The organism is Singulisphaera rosea (genome assembly GCF_054877945.1).
On sequence record NZ_JBTYIP020000004.1, the window covers coordinates 532,123 to 548,271 of the forward strand.

Genomic DNA, 16,149 nt, shown 5'->3' on the forward strand with positions numbered 1-16,149 from the left:
GATCCGTTCCCCGATCGGCAGGGCTGTCGGCATGGTACGGCACGGCTACAATGACGATAAGGTCGGTCGACCAAATACACCACGATCGTTCTTGGCTCGGGGGTTGGTCATGAGACGAGGCACCATGTGGGTCGGGCTTTTCGGTGCGTTGCTCGTCACGAGCTCGGCGATCGTCGCGGGCGAGGGCGATCGCGAGATCCCCGAACCGTTCGCGCGGTTCGAGCCGATGATCGGCAGTTGGAAAGGGACCGGAGTTCCGACCGCCAACCGCCTCAAAGGATGGGCGGAGACCCATGTCTGGGCCTGGAAGTTCCTCAAAGGCAAGCCGGTCGGGATGACCTTGGAGTTCAAGGGCGACAAGGTCCTCACCCAGGCGCAGCTCTCGTACGACGCCGAGGCGAAGCATTACCTCCTGGAAGGGACGGACGCGGCCGGTAAGCCCGTGACGTACTCAGGAGCGATGGACAAGGCTGGCAAGGCGTTGGTGCTCAACCGGTCGGGAGCCCCCGAAGGGACCGGCAAGGATCGAGTCACGATCCGTCCCAACAGCAACCTGATCCGCTACACGATGGAATTCGACCGGCAGGAACCAGGAGCCCCCCAATTCAAGCGAGTCGTCGATGTCGGACTGACGAAGGAGGGAGAGTCCTTTGCCGCGGGGGCGGCGGCGGCCAATCTCCCCAAGTGCATCCTGACCGGCGGCGCGGCCACGATGTCGGTGAGCTATCAAGGCAAGTCGTACCCGATCTGCTGCTCAGGTTGCCGCGACGAATTCAACGAGAACCCCGAGAAGTACGTGAAGATCGCCGCCTTGATGACCACGACCGAAGGCAAGGCTTCGAGCAAGCCCCCTTCGGCGAACGTCGGCAAGGACGACGGCTCCTTCGAAGGCCTGGACGAAGGGGAGAAGCCCAAGGGACGAGAACCGTCGAGCACCTCCGCCTCCCGACCGAAGAAGGCCCCCAAGGACGAAACTCCGCCGGCTTCCAAGTCGGCGACCGCCGCGAAGGACCCGGCCAAGGCGGCGGCCCAGGCCCTTCGACTCGGCCAGGGGCTCGAGAAGTCCGGCAAGACTGAGGCTGCCCTCCGTTACTACCGACAGGTCGTGAAGGACTTCCCCACGACCCCGCAGGCCAAGACCGCCGCCGCCCGGCTCAAGGTGCTCGAGAAGGAATGATCTCGATTCATTGAAACGTCGCGCGCGACGAACATCCCCGCCAAAACGCCTCGGCGGGAGTCCGACCATCTCGCGAGGGTCAAGCGCTTTCGGGTTCTTTCGGCTTGGGGGCGATCCGGATGTCGAGGCCGATCTTCGTGGTCCAGATGTCCCAGTCGTTCCGGTCCCAGCCGACGATGATCCCCGAGGCCTCGAGCCTGTCGAACATCTGCTCCACGTACGCGGGGACGCGATCTTCGTACTCGGCCACGAGGTCGAGCTTGCGGCCCAACAGGTTGAAGATCCCCCGAATCGTGGCCGGCCCCTTCTCGGCGATCCGGCGCTGGCCTTCGGGGGATCCGGGGTCGGGCCCTTCGAGCGTGAGCTGCATCGAGCGGATGAGTCGGCCGAACTGGCTGAACCAGGTATCGCCGAACCCGAAATACTCCTTGTGGACGATCTGGACCTCGCCACTGCGAACGATCGCGGCCTGATAGACGGCCTCGAGGTAGTTTTCGCCGTAGTCGGTCTGGAAGGCGATATTGACCGCCTTCGCGAGGTGCTGGAGCGCCCCGATCACGCCGATGACGTCGGGGTCGACGGCGAGCGCCATGTCGCGGAGCCCCCCCGCCTTTCGGGCGGTGACGGTCCCCCCGGCTCCCGCCTCGACCGCCACGCCAAGCCCGACGTCGCCCGAAGTCGATGCCGTCGTTGTGATCGGCGGCGCGGCGGGCAGCGAGACGGCGGCCTGCCTGGCGGCCGGCTTCGGCCTCGGCTCGGGGTTCTTCGGCCCTTTGGGAGGGGGCTGGGGTGGCATCGGGGATCTCCGGGGTCGTGTCGTCGAGGGGAAACAGCGACCCGGTCATCATATCCTATGTTCCGATCCTCGCGCACCAATTGGCGAGCGTTCGGCAAAGTTCGGCGAGAGCAATCATTGCCCATCGGGACGGCCCCGTATGTCGGGCCCCGCCTCGCGCCAACGCTCCCGACGACGCTCGATCAGCCGCTCGACGAATGCGTCATATTCCGACGAAGGCCGACGCCGTCGCGGGTCCCAACGCCGACCCTTCTCCCAGTTGCATCGGCCGTGAACGGCCGCGAGGTTGTCGGGGTCGTCCGTCCCCCCTCGGCCTCGCGCCCGGATATGTTCCAGCGTCGCGCCTTCGCCCGTCTTGGCGTCGAAGGCGATCGGACCGTTGCAGATCAGGCACTTACCCACCCAATTCGGCCCCTGCCTCGCGAACGTCCGGTCGGTGAGCGCCGCGTGCGCGAGCTTCTCGGCGGTCGTCATCGCTCGGGCAACTCCCCGTGACATCATCCCGAAATCAAATATCAGGAAATCTCGAATCACTCGGACACGCGAGTTCTCGGGCTTTGGCTTCGAGGGCGTCCGAGGGTCAGACCACGGGAAAGGTCTTCGGATTCATTGTAGGAGAACCGCGGATGGGATTGAACGCGAAGCTCGGGGACAGTCTCGAGGCGAGGATTGCTGGATTTGTTTCGCCAAGGGACGGGCATGCGGGCTATGATCGGGCCGACCACGATCCCGGCCGAGGCCCGGTCGGGTCGGGCGTGAACTCATCCCGAAGGGCGAAGGTGTAGCCGTGCCGTCATCCTCGAATCCGACGTTACCGCCGCTGGCGCTGGGTGTTTGCAGCTGGAGTCTCCAGGTCGGCAGCGTCGCCGAATTGAAGGCGTTGCTCGGCGAATTGGGTGTGAACGTGGCCCAGGTCGCGTGCGGCGACCCCCACCACGCCAGTTGGGAAGAAGGGGACGCGATGCCCGAGGTCGCACTCGCTTCCGGTATCGCCTTCACGGGCACGATGCTCGGGTTCCCCGGCGAGGATTACACGACCCCGGCGACGATCCAGGCGACGGGAGGCTTCGGCAACCCGGCCGATCGCCCCGAGCGCCTCAACCGCCTGCGCTGGGCACTCGACCGGACGATTGCCCTGGGCTTATCCGACCTGATGCTCCACGCCGGCTTCTTGCCCCAGGTCGACGACCCCGACCGCGGCCCCCTGCTCGACACGCTCGCCCAGGCCGGGCAACTCGCGGCCGAGAAGGGGATCACCCTCGCTTTCGAGACCGGTCAGGAGACCGCCACCCTGCTCCGCCGGACCCTCGACGACCTCAAGGCGCCGAACCTCAAGGTCAACTTCGACCCGGCGAACATGCTCCTCTATGACATGGGCGACCCGATCAAGGCGATCGAGATCCTCGCGCCGGACATCCGGAGCGTCCACCTCAAGGACGCCAAACGGCCGACCACCCCAGGCCAGTGGGGCCAGGAAGTCCCGCTTGGCGAAGGAGAAGTCGACATCCGCAAGTTCGTCAAGACGCTCAAACAGGTGGGTTTCACCGGACCATTGGTCGTCGAGCGCGAGGTCGGCGACAAGGCCGGGCGTCTCCGAGACGTCGCGCACGGCCTGGCCTTCCTCCGGGAATGCCTCGCCGACTGATCCGGACGAGAACCCGACGATGGGCCCATCCGGGCCCACTGTCGAGCAGCCAGTCGATGTCGGCTTGGTCGTCTCTGGCCTGGGATTTGCTCCCTGAAGTCCCTCGAGGCACGCGGATATCGCTTCCGCGCCAAGGTCGATCTTCGAGGGAGTCGGATTATGATCCGGAAGTACGGAACCATCGCCGGAGCCGTCTGCGGGCTCGCCATCCTGGCCGGAGTGAGTCTCGCGCAGGAACCCAAGGGCACCGGCTCGAGCGTCGGGGAGAAAGTCGACAACGCCGTGCAGAGCCTCAAGAAAGGGGCTCGCGACGCGGGCGACGCCGTCCGCGACCAGTACAACAAGATGCGAACATCGGTCCACGACATGAACGTCTCGGCCCGGATCTACGGCCGACTGCATTGGGACAAAGCCCTCGCCGACGCCAAGATCGACATCGACGTCCGGAAGGATGGGATGACCACGCTGTCCGGGACCGTCCCCGACCTGAAAGCCAAGGCCAAGGCCGTGGACCTGACCCGCGACACCGTGGGTGTGAGCGAAGTCGTCGACCGCCTGACGGTTGCCCCGACGCCCACCCCGGTCGACTCCACCTCGTCGAGCAAGACGCCCTGAGTCTCGCGTCCATCCCCTTCGTCCGAAAATGCTGCGTTCGAAACGACGTCGGGCCATCCTTTCCGTGGAAGGGACGGCCCGATTCGCGTTTCTCCAGATCTCATGCAAACCCGGGTCAGCCCACCCTCAAGGAGGATCGCCGTGGACTCTATCGTCAACCCACGACCGTATTCACCACCCGGGCGAGCTCGCGGCCTGCGTCGGTGAGGCCGTAGAAGTTGTGCTTGCCCGAACGGCGCGGCTCGATCAATCGGCCGTGGCGGAGCAAGGCCAGGTGATGGCTGACGGCGGGCTGGCTCTGCGTCCCGAGGTCGGCGCACAGTTCCGAAACGTTTCGCTCTTTTTCATTCAAGAGCATCAGAACCTGAAGACGTGTCGGATCCGACACTTGCTTGAGCAGATCCGCGACGCGACGAATCTCGGGCGAAGGACGCTGGGCCTGGGCAGCCTTCGCAGATTTCGCCGAGACGCTCGACCGGGTAGTCGTATTGGCCATGAAACCCCTCAAACAAAATTAACTATCCCAGATACCAATCAGACAAGGTGTGAACGAACCGTGAAACACTATGTGATTAGGGGGAGGGTTCGCTTTCTCGTATAATAGGATTATGCTTCGTGGCGTCAACCCCCCGTGAGCATGATGTCCGTGAGAATTCGTTGTGGTGCGGCCTGCGTCTCGATCCTCCGAGCGGGAGCCGGTCAAAACCTCCATTCCTCAGTCAAGGACGGGTGAATTGACGAGATTCGCGAAGCTCGCGCGAGCCGTTCGACTCGCCTCTTCCGCCGGAGGTGCTTCGATGGTGCCATTGAACCGGTAGGCGAAGGTGCCAAAGGCCCCAGATTTCCGCTTGTCGGCGGGGCGAGCGTGCCGGTAGAGTGGGTCGGATTGTGGGCGCTCGGGATTCGTCCCGGGCCTCGAAGAACGGTCGCCGCCGCCGGGCGTTTCGCCGAGGGGCGGCGTTGTCTTGCGCCGAGAGCCGTGACTGATGTCAGCGCTCACCACCACGATGACCGACCTGGCTTACCAGCAGTGCATCAACCCGGCGTGCCGGGCCACCTTCGCGGTCGAGCAGACGTGCTTCGCCTGCCCCCAGTGCGGCGACCTGCTCGACGTCGTGTACGACTGGGACCGCCTCCCGGTCCCGCGCCGGCTGGCCGAGTTCGAGGCCAAATGGTCGGATCGGCTCGACCCTTTGAACTTCTCGGGGGTTTGGCGATTCCGGGAACTCCTGCCGTTCGCCCCTCGAGAGAAGGTGGTCACGGTCGGCGAGGGCCAGACGCTGCTGCAAACCGCCGACAAGGTGGGCCAGTATGTCGGCCTCGCGCCGGGCAACTTGAAGCTCCAGTATGAAGGGATGAACCCCTCCGGCAGCTTCAAGGATAACGGGATGACCGCCGCGTTCACCCACGCGAGAATGGTCGGGGCCCAGCGTGTCGCTTGCGCCAGCACCGGCAACACCTCGGCCGCCCTCGCCGTCTATTGCTCGGCGACCGACTTCGGCTTCAAGGCGCTCATCTTCATCGGCTCGGGCAAGATCGCCTACGGCAAGCTCGCCCAGGCGCTCGACCACGGGGCGTTGACGATCCAGATCGTCGGCGACTTCGACGACGCCATGCAGCGCGTGCGGCAGGTGGCCGACCGCCTCAACATCTACGTCATGAACTCGGTCAACCCCTTCCGGCTCGAGGGGCAGAAGACCATCATGTTCCGGGTGCTCGAGGCCCTGGCCTGGGAGCCCCCCGACTGGATCGTCGTGCCCGGGGGCAATCTGGGCAACTCGAGCGCCTTCGGCAAAGCCTTCATCGAGCTCAAGCACCTCGGGCTGATCGACCGGGTCCCTCGCCTCGCCGTCATCAACGCGGCGGGGGCCAAGACGCTCGACTACCTCGTCAGTGAGCACGGGCTGACCTGGAACCAGGGCCTCCCGGACATGGACGCCACGCAGGCCTACTACGACCGGCTCGATGCCGAACAGAAGAAGGCCTCGACGATCGCCTCGGCCATCGAGATCAACCGTCCGGTCAACCTGAAGAAGTGCCTGCGTGCGCTCGACTTCTGCCAGGGGGTGGTCCGGCAGGTGGGCGACCAGGAAATCATGGACGCCAAGGCCAGGGTCGGCGCCGGGGGCCTCGGGTGCGAGCCCGCCAGCGCGGCGAGCGTCGCCGGGGCCAAGTTGCTCCGCGAGGAAGGGATCATCGCCCCGTCGGACCGCGTCGTTTGCATCCTGACGGGACACCAGCTCAAAGATCCGACCGCCACCGTCGCCTATCACGGGACCGACCAGGACAACTTCGAGAAGGTGTTGGGCAGCCGGGGCGTCCGACGCGCCGGCTTTGCCAACCGGCCCGTCATCGTCCCCAACGACCTCGACGACATCATCCGAACCATCGCCCTCTACTCGGACACCGAGGATTCGAACTCGGCAAGTTCCTGAGTCCTGCGTCCCGACGTCAACGAGTCGACGAGTGGTCGCCCTCGAGGACCCACTCCTCGTTGAAGACGGCGTGCTGGATCGTGCTCCCCTCGGGCTCGATCCGGCGCGTGTACGTGACGTGCATCAGACCGTCGCGGCCCTGGATCAGCGAGGGGTAGTGGAACTGCCCCTTGCCCTCGGGCGCGATCTCGATGTGTCGTGTTTTCGACCATGTCGCGCCCTCGTCCTCGGAGATCGACAAGGCCAACGAGTGTCGTCCCTTCGCCGCGTCGTTGTAGACGAGTGCCCAGTGGCCGTTGGCCAGTCGGATCGCGTCGATCCCCGCGCCCGGATTCGGGAGCGTCGCGTCGGTGACCGGTGCCCAGGTCTGGCCGTCGTCCTTGGACGTGCTCAGGCGGATCTTGTGATGAGGGCCATTGTCGCGCATGAACGCGACGATCGATCCGTCGTCCTTCCGGACGAGGCTCGGCTGGATGCTCCCGAAGCCGAGCATGGGGCCGCTCGTCGACCATGACTTGCCCTGGTCGTCGGTGATTTCGACCAGAGACGCGTCGAACGTGTCGGAGTAGAGCGGGAGCAACCAGCGCCCCGAGGGCAACACGATGGGATGGACGCGCGGCATCCACCCGAGTCGCTGATAGATCTCTTCCTTCGACCGCGACGCGAGCCGGTCGAGGTGGGCCTTGGCGCCCTCCTTGGCCGGGTCGTCGAGGTCGCGGATGGCCCGCTCCATCGCCGGTGCAAAGTCCTTCGGGGTGATGTGCAGGACCCCCTCGCGGGTCCAGGGAAGCGGGCCCGAGTGATCTCCCGGGTCCTTCGCCACGGCGAATTTCAGGAGTGCCCCTTCCCAGTGGTGGTCCAGGATCGTCGGCCAGAAGAGCCAGATCGTCCGGTCGGGGGCGGCGAAGAGCGCCGGGTTGCAGTCGGGATAACCCGGCGTATCGGCCAGGGTGAAACGAGGGCTCCAGGCCGTCTTGCCCGCCTCGAGTCTGGACCCCAGGATCTCGACATCGTCGGCAGTCCGTTCGCCGCTCCCGCGATACCAGGTCGCGAGTAAGTCGCCATTGGGGCGCTCGATCACGCAGGAGGCGTGATTGTGCTTCTTCTCGGCGGGGAAGAGCGCCTCGCTCCGGAAAAAGGGCGCGGCGACGGCGTCACTCGCCAGCCCGAGGGCGACGAGGCAGAGGGGAAACCAAGGACCCATGGAAACTCTCGTCTTGGGAGGATGGGAGAAGGATCGATCGCACTCGTTGCGGCGAGTGTAAAGCGGGTCCAACCTCGGAACAAGCGCCGAGGATGTCGACCGATGAACCCGAAGCACGTCGGCGGAGGGGGTCGCTTTCCGGTTGTCTTGGATCGGCTCCGGGGGAGATAATGGACTTCAGAGCGATTCGCGTTCGGGTGGCATCTCTTCGAGACAAGTCTGAAGCGCCAGCGAGTGAATCCTCCTCGATTTCTCGCGAAGGGATTCACTCGCTGTCGCTTCGGGCTAGTCAAGAGTCATTCCGCCGGAGCCATCGGGTGGAAGCAACGCGTGCATGATCCGCCATTCGGATCCTCCTGCCAAAGACCCCTGCCCCTCGAGCGAGCCGAGCAAAGACATGCGACTGGAACTCTCATCCGTCCATCGCCGTCGTCCGGGCGAAGGCGAGGCCCGACCTCGGCCTGCCTGCTACGCCTTGGCGTGGGCCCTTGCCCTGGCGATGTCTCCCGCTTTCGCGTCGGCGGCCGGGTCGGGGGATGTCGACTTCAGCCGAGACATCCTGCCGATCCTCTCCGACCAATGCTTCCTCTGTCACGGGCCCGACCCGAAGACGCGGAAGGCCGACCTGCGGCTCGACATCAAAGAGGGGGCGCTCCGCGGAAATGACCCCGTGATCGTGCCGGGACGGGGCGATGAGAGCGAGCTCATCCGGCGAATTACCAGCACCGACCCCGAAGACGTGATGCCCCCCGCGAAGTCGGGCCGTGCGCTCACTTCGAGCCAGGTCGACCTGTTGAAACGTTGGGTAAACGGCGGCGCCAAGTGGGGCAAACACTGGGCCTTCGAAGCGCCGAGGCGTCCCGAAGTCCCCAAGATCGCCGACACGGGCTGGGCGAAAAATTCGATCGACCCTTTCGTGCGCCGAAAGCTTGAGGCGGAAGGGCTCCGCCCCTCGCCCGAGGCCGACAAGCCGACCCTGATCCGCCGCGCGACGCTCGACCTGACGGGCCTCCCTCCGACACCCAGAGAGGTCGACCGTTTCCTCGCCGACCCGTCGCCAACGGCGTACGAAGAGCTGGTGGATCGGCTCCTGGCCTCGCCGCAGTACGGCGAACGCATGGCCATGGAATGGCTCGACGAAGCCCGCTTCGCCGACACGAATGGATATCAAAACGACTTTGCTCGGACAATGTGGCCCTGGCGAGACTGGGTGATCGAGGCGTTCAACCGCAACCAGCCGTTCGACGACTTCGTGCTCGACCAGGTCGCGGGAGACCTTCGAACGGGCGCGACCCTCTCGCAGCGGATCGCCACCGGCTTCAACCGGAACAACCGCACCGTCACCGAGGCCGGGTCGATCGACGAGGAATGGCGGATCGAGAACGCGGTCGACCGCGTCGAGACCACCGCCACCGTCTTCCTCGGCCTCACGATGGGGTGCGCCCGCTGCCACGATCATAAATATGATCCGATCTCGCAGAAAGAGTTCTACGAGTTCCTCGGGTTCTTCAACAGCGTCAACGAGAAGGGCGTCTACACCGAGCAGCGTGGCAACGTCCCGCCGTTGGTCTCCGTGCCGAGCCTCGACGATCAGGCGAAGCTCCGACGCCTCGAGGCGGAGGTCGCGGCCGCGGAGAAACTCGTCCGTGATCGGGAGTCGGGGCTCCCCGATCGACAACGCTCCTGGGAAAAGACCGCCCCGGCCGAGACCGAACCGGCGACACCGGCCGACTGGGCCGTGCGCTGGCCGCTCGATGGTCAATTGAACGTCTCTCGATCCGAAGGGACGTCGGGAGATTCGATCTATCGCGGGGAAGGGCCGCCGAGTTGGTCCGAGGGCCCTTGGGGCAAGGCGCTGAGTCTCGACGGTCAGGACAAGTCGTTCGTCGATGCGGGGGACGTGGTCAAGCCGGGGGAAAACAACCGGATCTCCTACGGCACCTGGGCCCTCCCCAAGGCGAACGGGGCCCTGCTCAGCAAGATGGACGACCCCGCCGATTACCGAGGCTTCGACCTCCTCGTCCTCGACCGCAAGGTCGTCGCCCACCTCGTGAACACGTGGCCGGGCAACGCGATCAAGGTGACAACCAAGGAGGCCCTCCCCGCCGATGCGTGGACCCACGTCTTCGTCACGTATGACGGTTCGGGCAAGGCCTCGGGGGTGACGGTCTACGTCAACGGCCGACCCGTCCCGATCGAGGTCCAGAGCGACGGGCTCCGCGACACGATCGCGACGGCGGAACCTTTGAGGCTCGGTCGCCGGGCGACCGAATGGCCGATCAAGGGAGAACTGGCCGACGTCCGGGTCTATCGACGCACTCTCGACGCCGCGGAAGTCCGCGCGATCGTCCACGAAGCGATGCGAAAGCTCGCCCAGACGCCCGAGGACCGGCGGTCGAAGGCCCAGAAGGAGTTGCTCACGCGTTGGTACAAAGCGACCTACGCCCCCGAGGTCGACGAGGCGCGGAAGGCCCTGGCGAAACTCCTTCAGGAGAAGTCGGAGGCACAGGGACAGGTCCCGACGGTCATGGTCATGGAGGATACGGCCACGCCCCGCGAGACGTTCCTTTTGAAGCGGGGCCGCTATGACATGCCGGATACGAGCCGGAAACTCGAGCCCGGGATCCCGGCATCCCTCCCTCCGCTCCCCGAAGGGACGCCACACAACCGCCTTGGGCTCGCCCGCTGGCTCGTCTCGCCCGACAACCCGCTGACGGCCCGCGTGATGGTGAATCGGATCTGGCAGCACCACTTCGGCACCGGGCTGGTGAAGACGTCCGAGAACTTCGGCCTCCAGAGCGAGCCGCCGTCGCACTCCGACCTGCTCGACTGGCTCGCCTCCGAGTTCGTGCGCGTCGGATGGGACATGAAGGCGATGCACCGCCTGATTGTCACGAGCGCCACCTATCGGCAGTCGTCGAAGGCGTCGGCGGACCTGGTCCGACGCGACCCCGAGAATCGAATGCTGGCCCGAGGGCCTCGTTTCCGCCTTGTGGCTGAAGTCGTGCGCGACAATGCCCTGGCCGTCGCCGGACTCCTCTCGCCGAAAGTGGGAGGCCCGTCCGTCAAGCCATATCAGCCGGCCGGCCTCTGGGAAGAGCTCGCCGGAGGGGCGGGCGAGGCCCCCTACGTGCAGGACAAGGGGACCGAGCTCTATCGTCGGAGCCTCTACATCTATCGCAAGCGGACCGTGCCGCACCCGATCATGGCCACGTTCGACGCCCCCAGCCGCGAGATCTGCCAGGTGAAGCGGGCGAGGACGAACACCCCGCTCCAGGCCCTCGAGCTCCTGAACGACGTGACGTATGTGGAAGCCGCTCGGCATCTCGCCGAGCTCATGCTGGCCTCGGGAGGGACCGACCCCGACGATCGGATCACGTTCGCGTTCCGGCGCGCGACGGCGAGGAAGCCGCTGCCGGCCGAGTTGCAAGTCCTCCGCCGCGGCCTGGACCGCTATCGCCAGACGTTCGCGACGGATCGAGCCGCCGCCGAGAGCTTCGTCCACCACGGCGACAGCCCGATCCCCGCCGGCCTCGAGCCCTCGGAGCTGGCCGCCTATACGGCGACCGCCGCCGTCATCTTGAACCTCGACGAGACGATTACCCTGGAGTGACCGACCGCAAAGCGGCCGTCCTCTTTCCCTCCTCCACGCTCTCCTACGTTGAGGCCCTCCGTGGACGAACTCAAGATCACGCAGCAGCTCAACCGTCGGCACTTCCTCCAACGCTCCGGGGTCGGGCTCGGATCACTGGCTCTCGGATCGCTCCTCGGCCAGGATCGGGCCCGCGCCGCTTCGGCCGATTCGCCCGGAGGGCTGGCGGGCTTGCCGCACTTCCCCCCCAAGGCCAAGCGAGTCATCTACCTGTTCCAGTCGGGCGCGCCGTCGCAGATGGACCTCTTCGACTACAAACCGGCGCTGAAGGATCGGAGTGGGTCGGAACTCCCCGACTCGATCCGGATGGGCCAGCGGCTAACCGGGATGACCTCGGGTCAGAAGAACTTCCCGGTCGCCCCTTCGATTTTCAAGTTCGCCCAGCACGGCCAGAGTGGCGCCTGGTTGAGCGAACTGCTCCCCCACACCGCCTCGATCGTCGACGACGTCTGCTTCATCCGATCGATGGAGACCGAGGCGATCAATCACGACCCGGCCATCACCTTCGTGCAGACCGGGTCGCAGCTCGCGGGACGGCCGAGCATGGGGGCATGGGTCGCCTACGGCCTCGGGAGCATGAACCAGGACCTCCCTGCGTTCGTCGTCCTGCTCTCGAGAGGCCGGACCGACCAGCCGCTGTACGACCGGCTCTGGGGCAGCGGCTTCCTGCCGACCCAGTATCAGGGGGTCAAGCTCCGGGGGGGCAAGGAACCAGTCCTCTACCTCGCCAACCCGGCCGGCTGCACCCCCCAGACCCGCCGCCAGATGCTCGACGACATCGGCGAGCTCGACAACCTCCGGCACGCCGAGACGGGCGACCCCGAGATCCTGACTCGAGTCGCGCAGTACGAGTTGGCGTACCGGATGCAGAGCTCGGTCCCCGAATTGACCGACATGTCAGGCGAGCCGAAGTCGGTCCTCGAGATGTATGGGCCCGACGTCCAGAAGCCCGGCAGTTACGCGGCGAACTGCCTGCTTGCCCGACGCTTGGCCGAGCGCGGGGTTCGGTTCATCCAGCTCTATCACATGGGCTGGGACCAACACAGCAACCTGCCCGAGCAGATCCGCAGCCAGTGTCGCGACACCGACCAGGCCTCTGCGGCATTGATCCGGGACCTCAAGCAGCGCGGATTGCTCGACGACACGCTCGTGATCTGGGGAGGCGAGTTCGGCCGGACGGTCTACTCCCAAGGGCAGCTCACCGCCGACAACTACGGCCGAGACCACCACCCGCGCTGCTTCACGATCTGGATGGCCGGTGGCGGGATCAAGCCGGGGATCGTGCACGGCGAGACCGACGACTATTCCTACAACATCGTCCGCGACCCGGTCGAGATCTACGACCTGAACGCGACGATCATGCACATGATGGGGATCGACCACACCCGCCTAACGTTCAAGTTCCAGGGGCGTGACTTCCGCCTGACGGACGTCCACGGCAAGGTCGTCAAACCGCTCCTGGCCTGACCTCGGCATCGGCCTCGGCCCACATCTTTCCCTCGGTCCCGGTCGTTGCCCTCCCGTTTTCCGGGCGACGCCCTACAATGTCCAAGGGACGTGCATTCGCGGCGGCGGGTGAGGCCCCGTCGCCGTCAGGGAAGACCGGGAGTCGTGCGCATGTTCTTGTTTGCGTACGGGACGCTTGGCCCCAAAGGACCGAAGGCGGCGGAGGCCGAGGGATGGCGGGCCGATTCCGTCAGGGGCCGGCTCTTCGACCTCGGCCCCTACCCCGCCCTCGTCGACTGCGGCGATCCGGCCGCCGACTGGGTCCTGGGATACCTCCGGCCCACCGATCTCGACGAACTGCTCGGACGCCTCGACCCGTATGAAGGCGTAGAGCACGGCTTATACCGGCGGGTCGAGACGGCAACCCGCTCGGGACATCGCGTCTGGGTCTACGAGTACGCGCGGCCTCTCCCCGCGGAGGCACGGCAACTTTACGCGCCCTGGAGCGGCCCCAACAGCCTCGATTCCGATTGACCACGTTTCTTTCAGGAGACGACGTCATGGCCACCTCTCCCGCTCGGGTCCCCGTTCACAACGGCGAGGTCGAAACGGAAGCGCCGACCGTCGGCCAGTACCTGATCGACCGACTCCACGAGCTCGGAGTCGGGCACGTCTTCGGCATCCCCGGCGACTACGTCCTGACGCTGTACAAGATGCTCGAAGCCAGTCCGATCACACTGGTGGGGGTCACTCGCGAAGACAACGCGGGGTTCGCCGCCGACGCATACGCGCGGCTCCATGGCCTGGGATGCGTCTGCGTCACCTACTGCGCCGGGGGCCTGAGCCTCTGCAACAGCATCGCGGGGGCGTATGCCGAGAAGTCTCCCGTGATCGTCCTGAGCGGCTCGCCGGGCCTTTCGGAACGGGACAGGAACCCGCTCCTGCACCACAAGGTCAAGGGGTTCGAGACGCAGTTCGAGGTCTTCGAGAAGATCACGGTCGCCTCGGCGGTGCTCGACGACCCGTTGACCGCGTTCCACGAAATCGACCGCGTCCTCGAGGCGGCGGTCCGATACAAGCGGCCGGTCTATCTCGAGATCCCCCGCGACCAGGTCCAGGCGAAGCAGGTCACCCCACATCGCCCCCGGGCCGGCTTGCCGCCGAGCGACCCGGACGCCCTCCGCGAGGCGATCGACGAGACCTCGGCGATGCTCCGGGCCGCCTGGCGGCCGATGATCCTGGCCGACGTGGAGATCCACCGCTTCGGGCTCCAGGACGACCTCCTCGCCCTGGCCGAGCAGACCGGGATGCCGATCGCGACGACGATCCTCGGCAAGAGCGTGATCTCCGAGGGGCACCCGCTGTTTGCCGGCGTCTACGAAGGGGCGATGGGACGGGCCGAGGTCACCGAGTTCGTCGAGTCGGCCGACTGCCTCTTGATGCTGGGATGCTTCCTGACGGACATCAACCTCGGCATCTTCACGGCGAAGCTCGACCTATCGCGCTGCATCGACGCGACCAGCGAGAATCTGAGGATCCGATACCACCACTACAGCGACGTTCGCCTCGACGACTTCATCCGAGGGTTGACGGCTCGGAACCTGTCGGTGGTGAAGACAAGTCCTCCGCCCAGGCCCGACCCCCTGGCGTCACCCTGGGTCGCGCAAGCGGACACCCCGCTCTCTTCGCGTCGCCTCTTCGACCGCCTGAACCGGATGATCGACGACAAGATGACCGTGATCGCCGACATCGGCGACTCGCTCTTCGGCGCCGTCGACCTGTCCATGAGCCGTCGGACGGAGTTCGTCAGTCCGGCCTATTACACCTCGATGGGCTTCGCAGTCCCGGCGGCCTTGGGGGCCGGCATGGCCAACCCCGACTCCCGAGTGCTGGTCATCGTCGGCGACGGTGCCTTCCACATGACCGGCATGGAGCTGTCGACAATCGCCCGGCACAAGTTCAACCCGATCGTCGTCGTGCTCAACAATCACGGGTACACCACCGAGCGTTTCCTGCTCGAAGGCTCGTTCAACGACATCCAGGAATGGGCATTCCACAAGATCCCCGAGGTCTTCGGCATCGGGCTCGGGCTCGAGGTCCGGACCGAAGCCGAGCTCGACGACGCGCTCAGGGCCGCAGTCGCCAACACGAGCAGCTTCAGCCTCCTGAACGTCCACCTCGACCCTTACGACCGAAGCCCTGCGCTCGAACGCCTCGCGGAGAAGATCTCCAAGATGGTGTGAGCCTCTCTCCAAAACCTAGCTCTCGCCATGTACGGAGCCCGGATCGGATCACGCTCGGATTGCATACACCCGATAGATCCGGCGGAACAATTCTTTACAAGCCCGAAGCGCAAGCGAGTGAATCTCATCGCGAGCAATCGAAGAAGATTCACTCGCTTGCGCTTCGGGCTTGTATCGAAGAGAGTCCGATCAAGCGTCAATCGCTCTAGGCGTGAGGGGCGATGGCATCACGGGGTCTCACGGCCTCGAGAGCTTCACCCGCGGTGAAGACCGCCACGCCCAAAAGGACGAGGTCCTTGAGCAAGAACTGACCTGGCATGGCCGACAAGGCCGGGAAACCAGCGAGCCTCGGTTCCCAGCCGGGCGTCGTGAAGAGGAACGTGAGCGTCGTCAAGAACGTCCCGATCGCAAGCCCGCTCCCGATGGCCGAGCCCAAAGGCCAGACCGGGCGGAGGGCGATGAGCAGGCCGATGAGCAGCTCGACGACGCCGAGCATGGCGGAGAAGGCGCCCACGCTCATGACCTTGTACATCCAGCCCATCAAAGGATTGTTCGCCACCAGCGGCCGGATTCCCTCGGCCTCATAGGACGAAATTTCATTCCGCCAATCCAAAGCATGACGATTACTAAATGGTTCCCCACAACGCGGAAAGTGCGTTATGGATCAGGGTTGCCGAGGCCGTCAAGTTCCTTTCCGTTTTGTGAGAATCTATTTAGGCGTTCGGCAGGAATTATTTCACCTGCCGATCCCTCGTTTTTGGAGTGATAGTGATGTCGTACTTGGGGAGAGTCACCGATCGCTGTAGTCAGGCCTCATAACTCTTCATTTCCTTCGCGCCCACTCGAACCCCATCGGGATACGAACCCTCGAGACTCTCCACCTTCGGATGTCGCCCCTTCCAGGTCATCCGCCTGGCGCATTGCAGGACCACCTCC

General features: G+C 65.3%; 13 protein-coding genes. 8 read left to right on the forward strand and 5 right to left on the reverse strand.

Annotated features, from left to right (window positions below):
- The first annotated feature begins 109 nt into the window (after window positions 1–109).
- Window positions 110–1,177, forward strand: coding sequence for a YHS domain-containing protein (locus ACYOEI_RS11075; protein ID WP_462849537.1), 1,068 nt, complete (start codon window positions 110–112; stop codon window positions 1,175–1,177).
- Window positions 1,178–1,256: 79 nt separating this feature from the next.
- Here ACYOEI_RS11075 and ACYOEI_RS11080 read toward each other — a convergent pair whose 3' ends face one another.
- Window positions 1,257–1,973, reverse strand: a complete 717-nt coding sequence (locus ACYOEI_RS11080) for a hypothetical protein (RefSeq protein WP_462849538.1) — start codon at window positions 1,971–1,973, stop codon at window positions 1,257–1,259.
- Between the two features lie 114 nt (window positions 1,974–2,087).
- Window positions 2,088–2,447 (reverse strand): HNH endonuclease, encoded by a 360-nt coding sequence (locus ACYOEI_RS11085; protein WP_462849539.1) that lies wholly within the window; start codon window positions 2,445–2,447, stop codon window positions 2,088–2,090.
- A 313-nt stretch (window positions 2,448–2,760) separates the two neighbouring features.
- Between ACYOEI_RS11085 and ACYOEI_RS11090 the strand changes: the two genes are divergently transcribed.
- Together ACYOEI_RS11090 and ACYOEI_RS11095 are read left to right on the forward strand one after the other, a co-directional pair.
- The gene (locus tag ACYOEI_RS11090) at window positions 2,761–3,618 is read left to right on the forward strand and encodes a sugar phosphate isomerase/epimerase family protein (protein ID WP_462849540.1); all 858 of its coding nucleotides are present in this window, start codon (window positions 2,761–2,763) and stop codon (window positions 3,616–3,618) included.
- 159 nt (window positions 3,619–3,777) lie between these two features.
- On the forward strand, window positions 3,778–4,233 hold the full coding sequence (locus ACYOEI_RS11095) for a BON domain-containing protein (RefSeq protein ID WP_462849541.1): 456 nt from the start codon (window positions 3,778–3,780) through the stop codon (window positions 4,231–4,233).
- 154 nt (window positions 4,234–4,387) lie between these two features.
- Here the strand turns inward: ACYOEI_RS11095 and ACYOEI_RS11100 are convergent, their stop codons facing one another.
- A complete protein-coding gene (locus ACYOEI_RS11100; RefSeq protein WP_462849542.1) occupies window positions 4,388–4,729 on the reverse strand; it encodes an ArsR/SmtB family transcription factor in 342 nt (113 codons plus the stop codon).
- A gap of 490 nt (window positions 4,730–5,219) precedes the next feature.
- On the opposite strand from ACYOEI_RS11100, the gene thrC reads away from it, so the two are divergent.
- Window positions 5,220–6,668, forward strand: coding sequence for a threonine synthase (thrC, locus tag ACYOEI_RS11105; protein ID WP_462849543.1), 1,449 nt, complete (start codon window positions 5,220–5,222; stop codon window positions 6,666–6,668).
- A gap of 16 nt (window positions 6,669–6,684) precedes the next feature.
- On the opposite strand, the gene ACYOEI_RS11110 is transcribed toward thrC, so the two are convergent.
- A complete protein-coding gene (locus ACYOEI_RS11110) occupies window positions 6,685–7,872 on the reverse strand; it encodes a sialidase family protein (RefSeq protein ID WP_462849545.1) in 1,188 nt (395 codons plus the stop codon).
- 397 nt (window positions 7,873–8,269) lie between these two features.
- On the opposite strand from ACYOEI_RS11110, the gene ACYOEI_RS11115 reads away from it, so the two are divergent.
- The 4 genes from ACYOEI_RS11115 (at window position 8,270) to ACYOEI_RS11130 (ending at window position 15,213) form a co-directional block, all read left to right on the forward strand.
- Window positions 8,270–11,485 (forward strand): DUF1553 domain-containing protein, encoded by a 3,216-nt coding sequence (locus ACYOEI_RS11115; protein WP_462849547.1) that lies wholly within the window; start codon window positions 8,270–8,272, stop codon window positions 11,483–11,485.
- 60 nt (window positions 11,486–11,545) lie between these two features.
- Entirely contained in the window at window positions 11,546–12,991 is a 1,446-nt protein-coding gene (locus ACYOEI_RS11120; RefSeq protein ID WP_462849548.1) for a DUF1501 domain-containing protein, read from the forward strand.
- Window positions 12,992–13,141: 150 nt separating this feature from the next.
- Entirely contained in the window at window positions 13,142–13,504 is a 363-nt protein-coding gene (locus ACYOEI_RS11125) for a gamma-glutamylcyclotransferase family protein (RefSeq protein ID WP_462849550.1), read from the forward strand.
- 26 nt (window positions 13,505–13,530) lie between these two features.
- On the forward strand, window positions 13,531–15,213 hold the full coding sequence (locus tag ACYOEI_RS11130; RefSeq protein WP_462849552.1) for an alpha-keto acid decarboxylase family protein: 1,683 nt from the start codon (window positions 13,531–13,533) through the stop codon (window positions 15,211–15,213).
- Window positions 15,214–15,418: 205 nt separating this feature from the next.
- On the opposite strand, the gene ACYOEI_RS11135 is transcribed toward ACYOEI_RS11130, so the two are convergent.
- Window positions 15,419–15,772, reverse strand: a complete 354-nt coding sequence (locus ACYOEI_RS11135) for a DUF417 family protein (protein ID WP_462849553.1) — start codon at window positions 15,770–15,772, stop codon at window positions 15,419–15,421.
- Window positions 15,773–16,149 lie beyond the last annotated feature (377 nt).

Bases quoted from the DNA above. Each gene is read 5' to 3' on its own strand.
- ACYOEI_RS11075 (WP_462849537.1), top strand. From the start codon at position 110: ATGAGACGAGGCACCATGTGGGTCGGGCTTTTCGGTGCGTTGCTCGTC.
- ACYOEI_RS11080 (WP_462849538.1), bottom strand. From the start codon at position 1,973: ATGCCACCCCAGCCCCCTCCCAAAGGGCCGAAGAACCCCGAGCCGAGG.
- ACYOEI_RS11085 (WP_462849539.1), bottom strand. From the start codon at position 2,447: ATGACGACCGCCGAGAAGCTCGCGCACGCGGCGCTCACCGACCGGACG.
- ACYOEI_RS11095 (WP_462849541.1), top strand. From the start codon at position 3,778: ATGATCCGGAAGTACGGAACCATCGCCGGAGCCGTCTGCGGGCTCGCC.
- ACYOEI_RS11100 (WP_462849542.1), bottom strand. From the start codon at position 4,729: ATGGCCAATACGACTACCCGGTCGAGCGTCTCGGCGAAATCTGCGAAG.
- thrC (WP_462849543.1), top strand. From the start codon at position 5,220: ATGTCAGCGCTCACCACCACGATGACCGACCTGGCTTACCAGCAGTGC.
- ACYOEI_RS11110 (WP_462849545.1), bottom strand. From the start codon at position 7,872: ATGGGTCCTTGGTTTCCCCTCTGCCTCGTCGCCCTCGGGCTGGCGAGT.
- ACYOEI_RS11115 (WP_462849547.1), top strand. From the start codon at position 8,270: ATGCGACTGGAACTCTCATCCGTCCATCGCCGTCGTCCGGGCGAAGGC.
- ACYOEI_RS11125 (WP_462849550.1), top strand. From the start codon at position 13,142: ATGTTCTTGTTTGCGTACGGGACGCTTGGCCCCAAAGGACCGAAGGCG.
- ACYOEI_RS11130 (WP_462849552.1), top strand. From the start codon at position 13,531: ATGGCCACCTCTCCCGCTCGGGTCCCCGTTCACAACGGCGAGGTCGAA.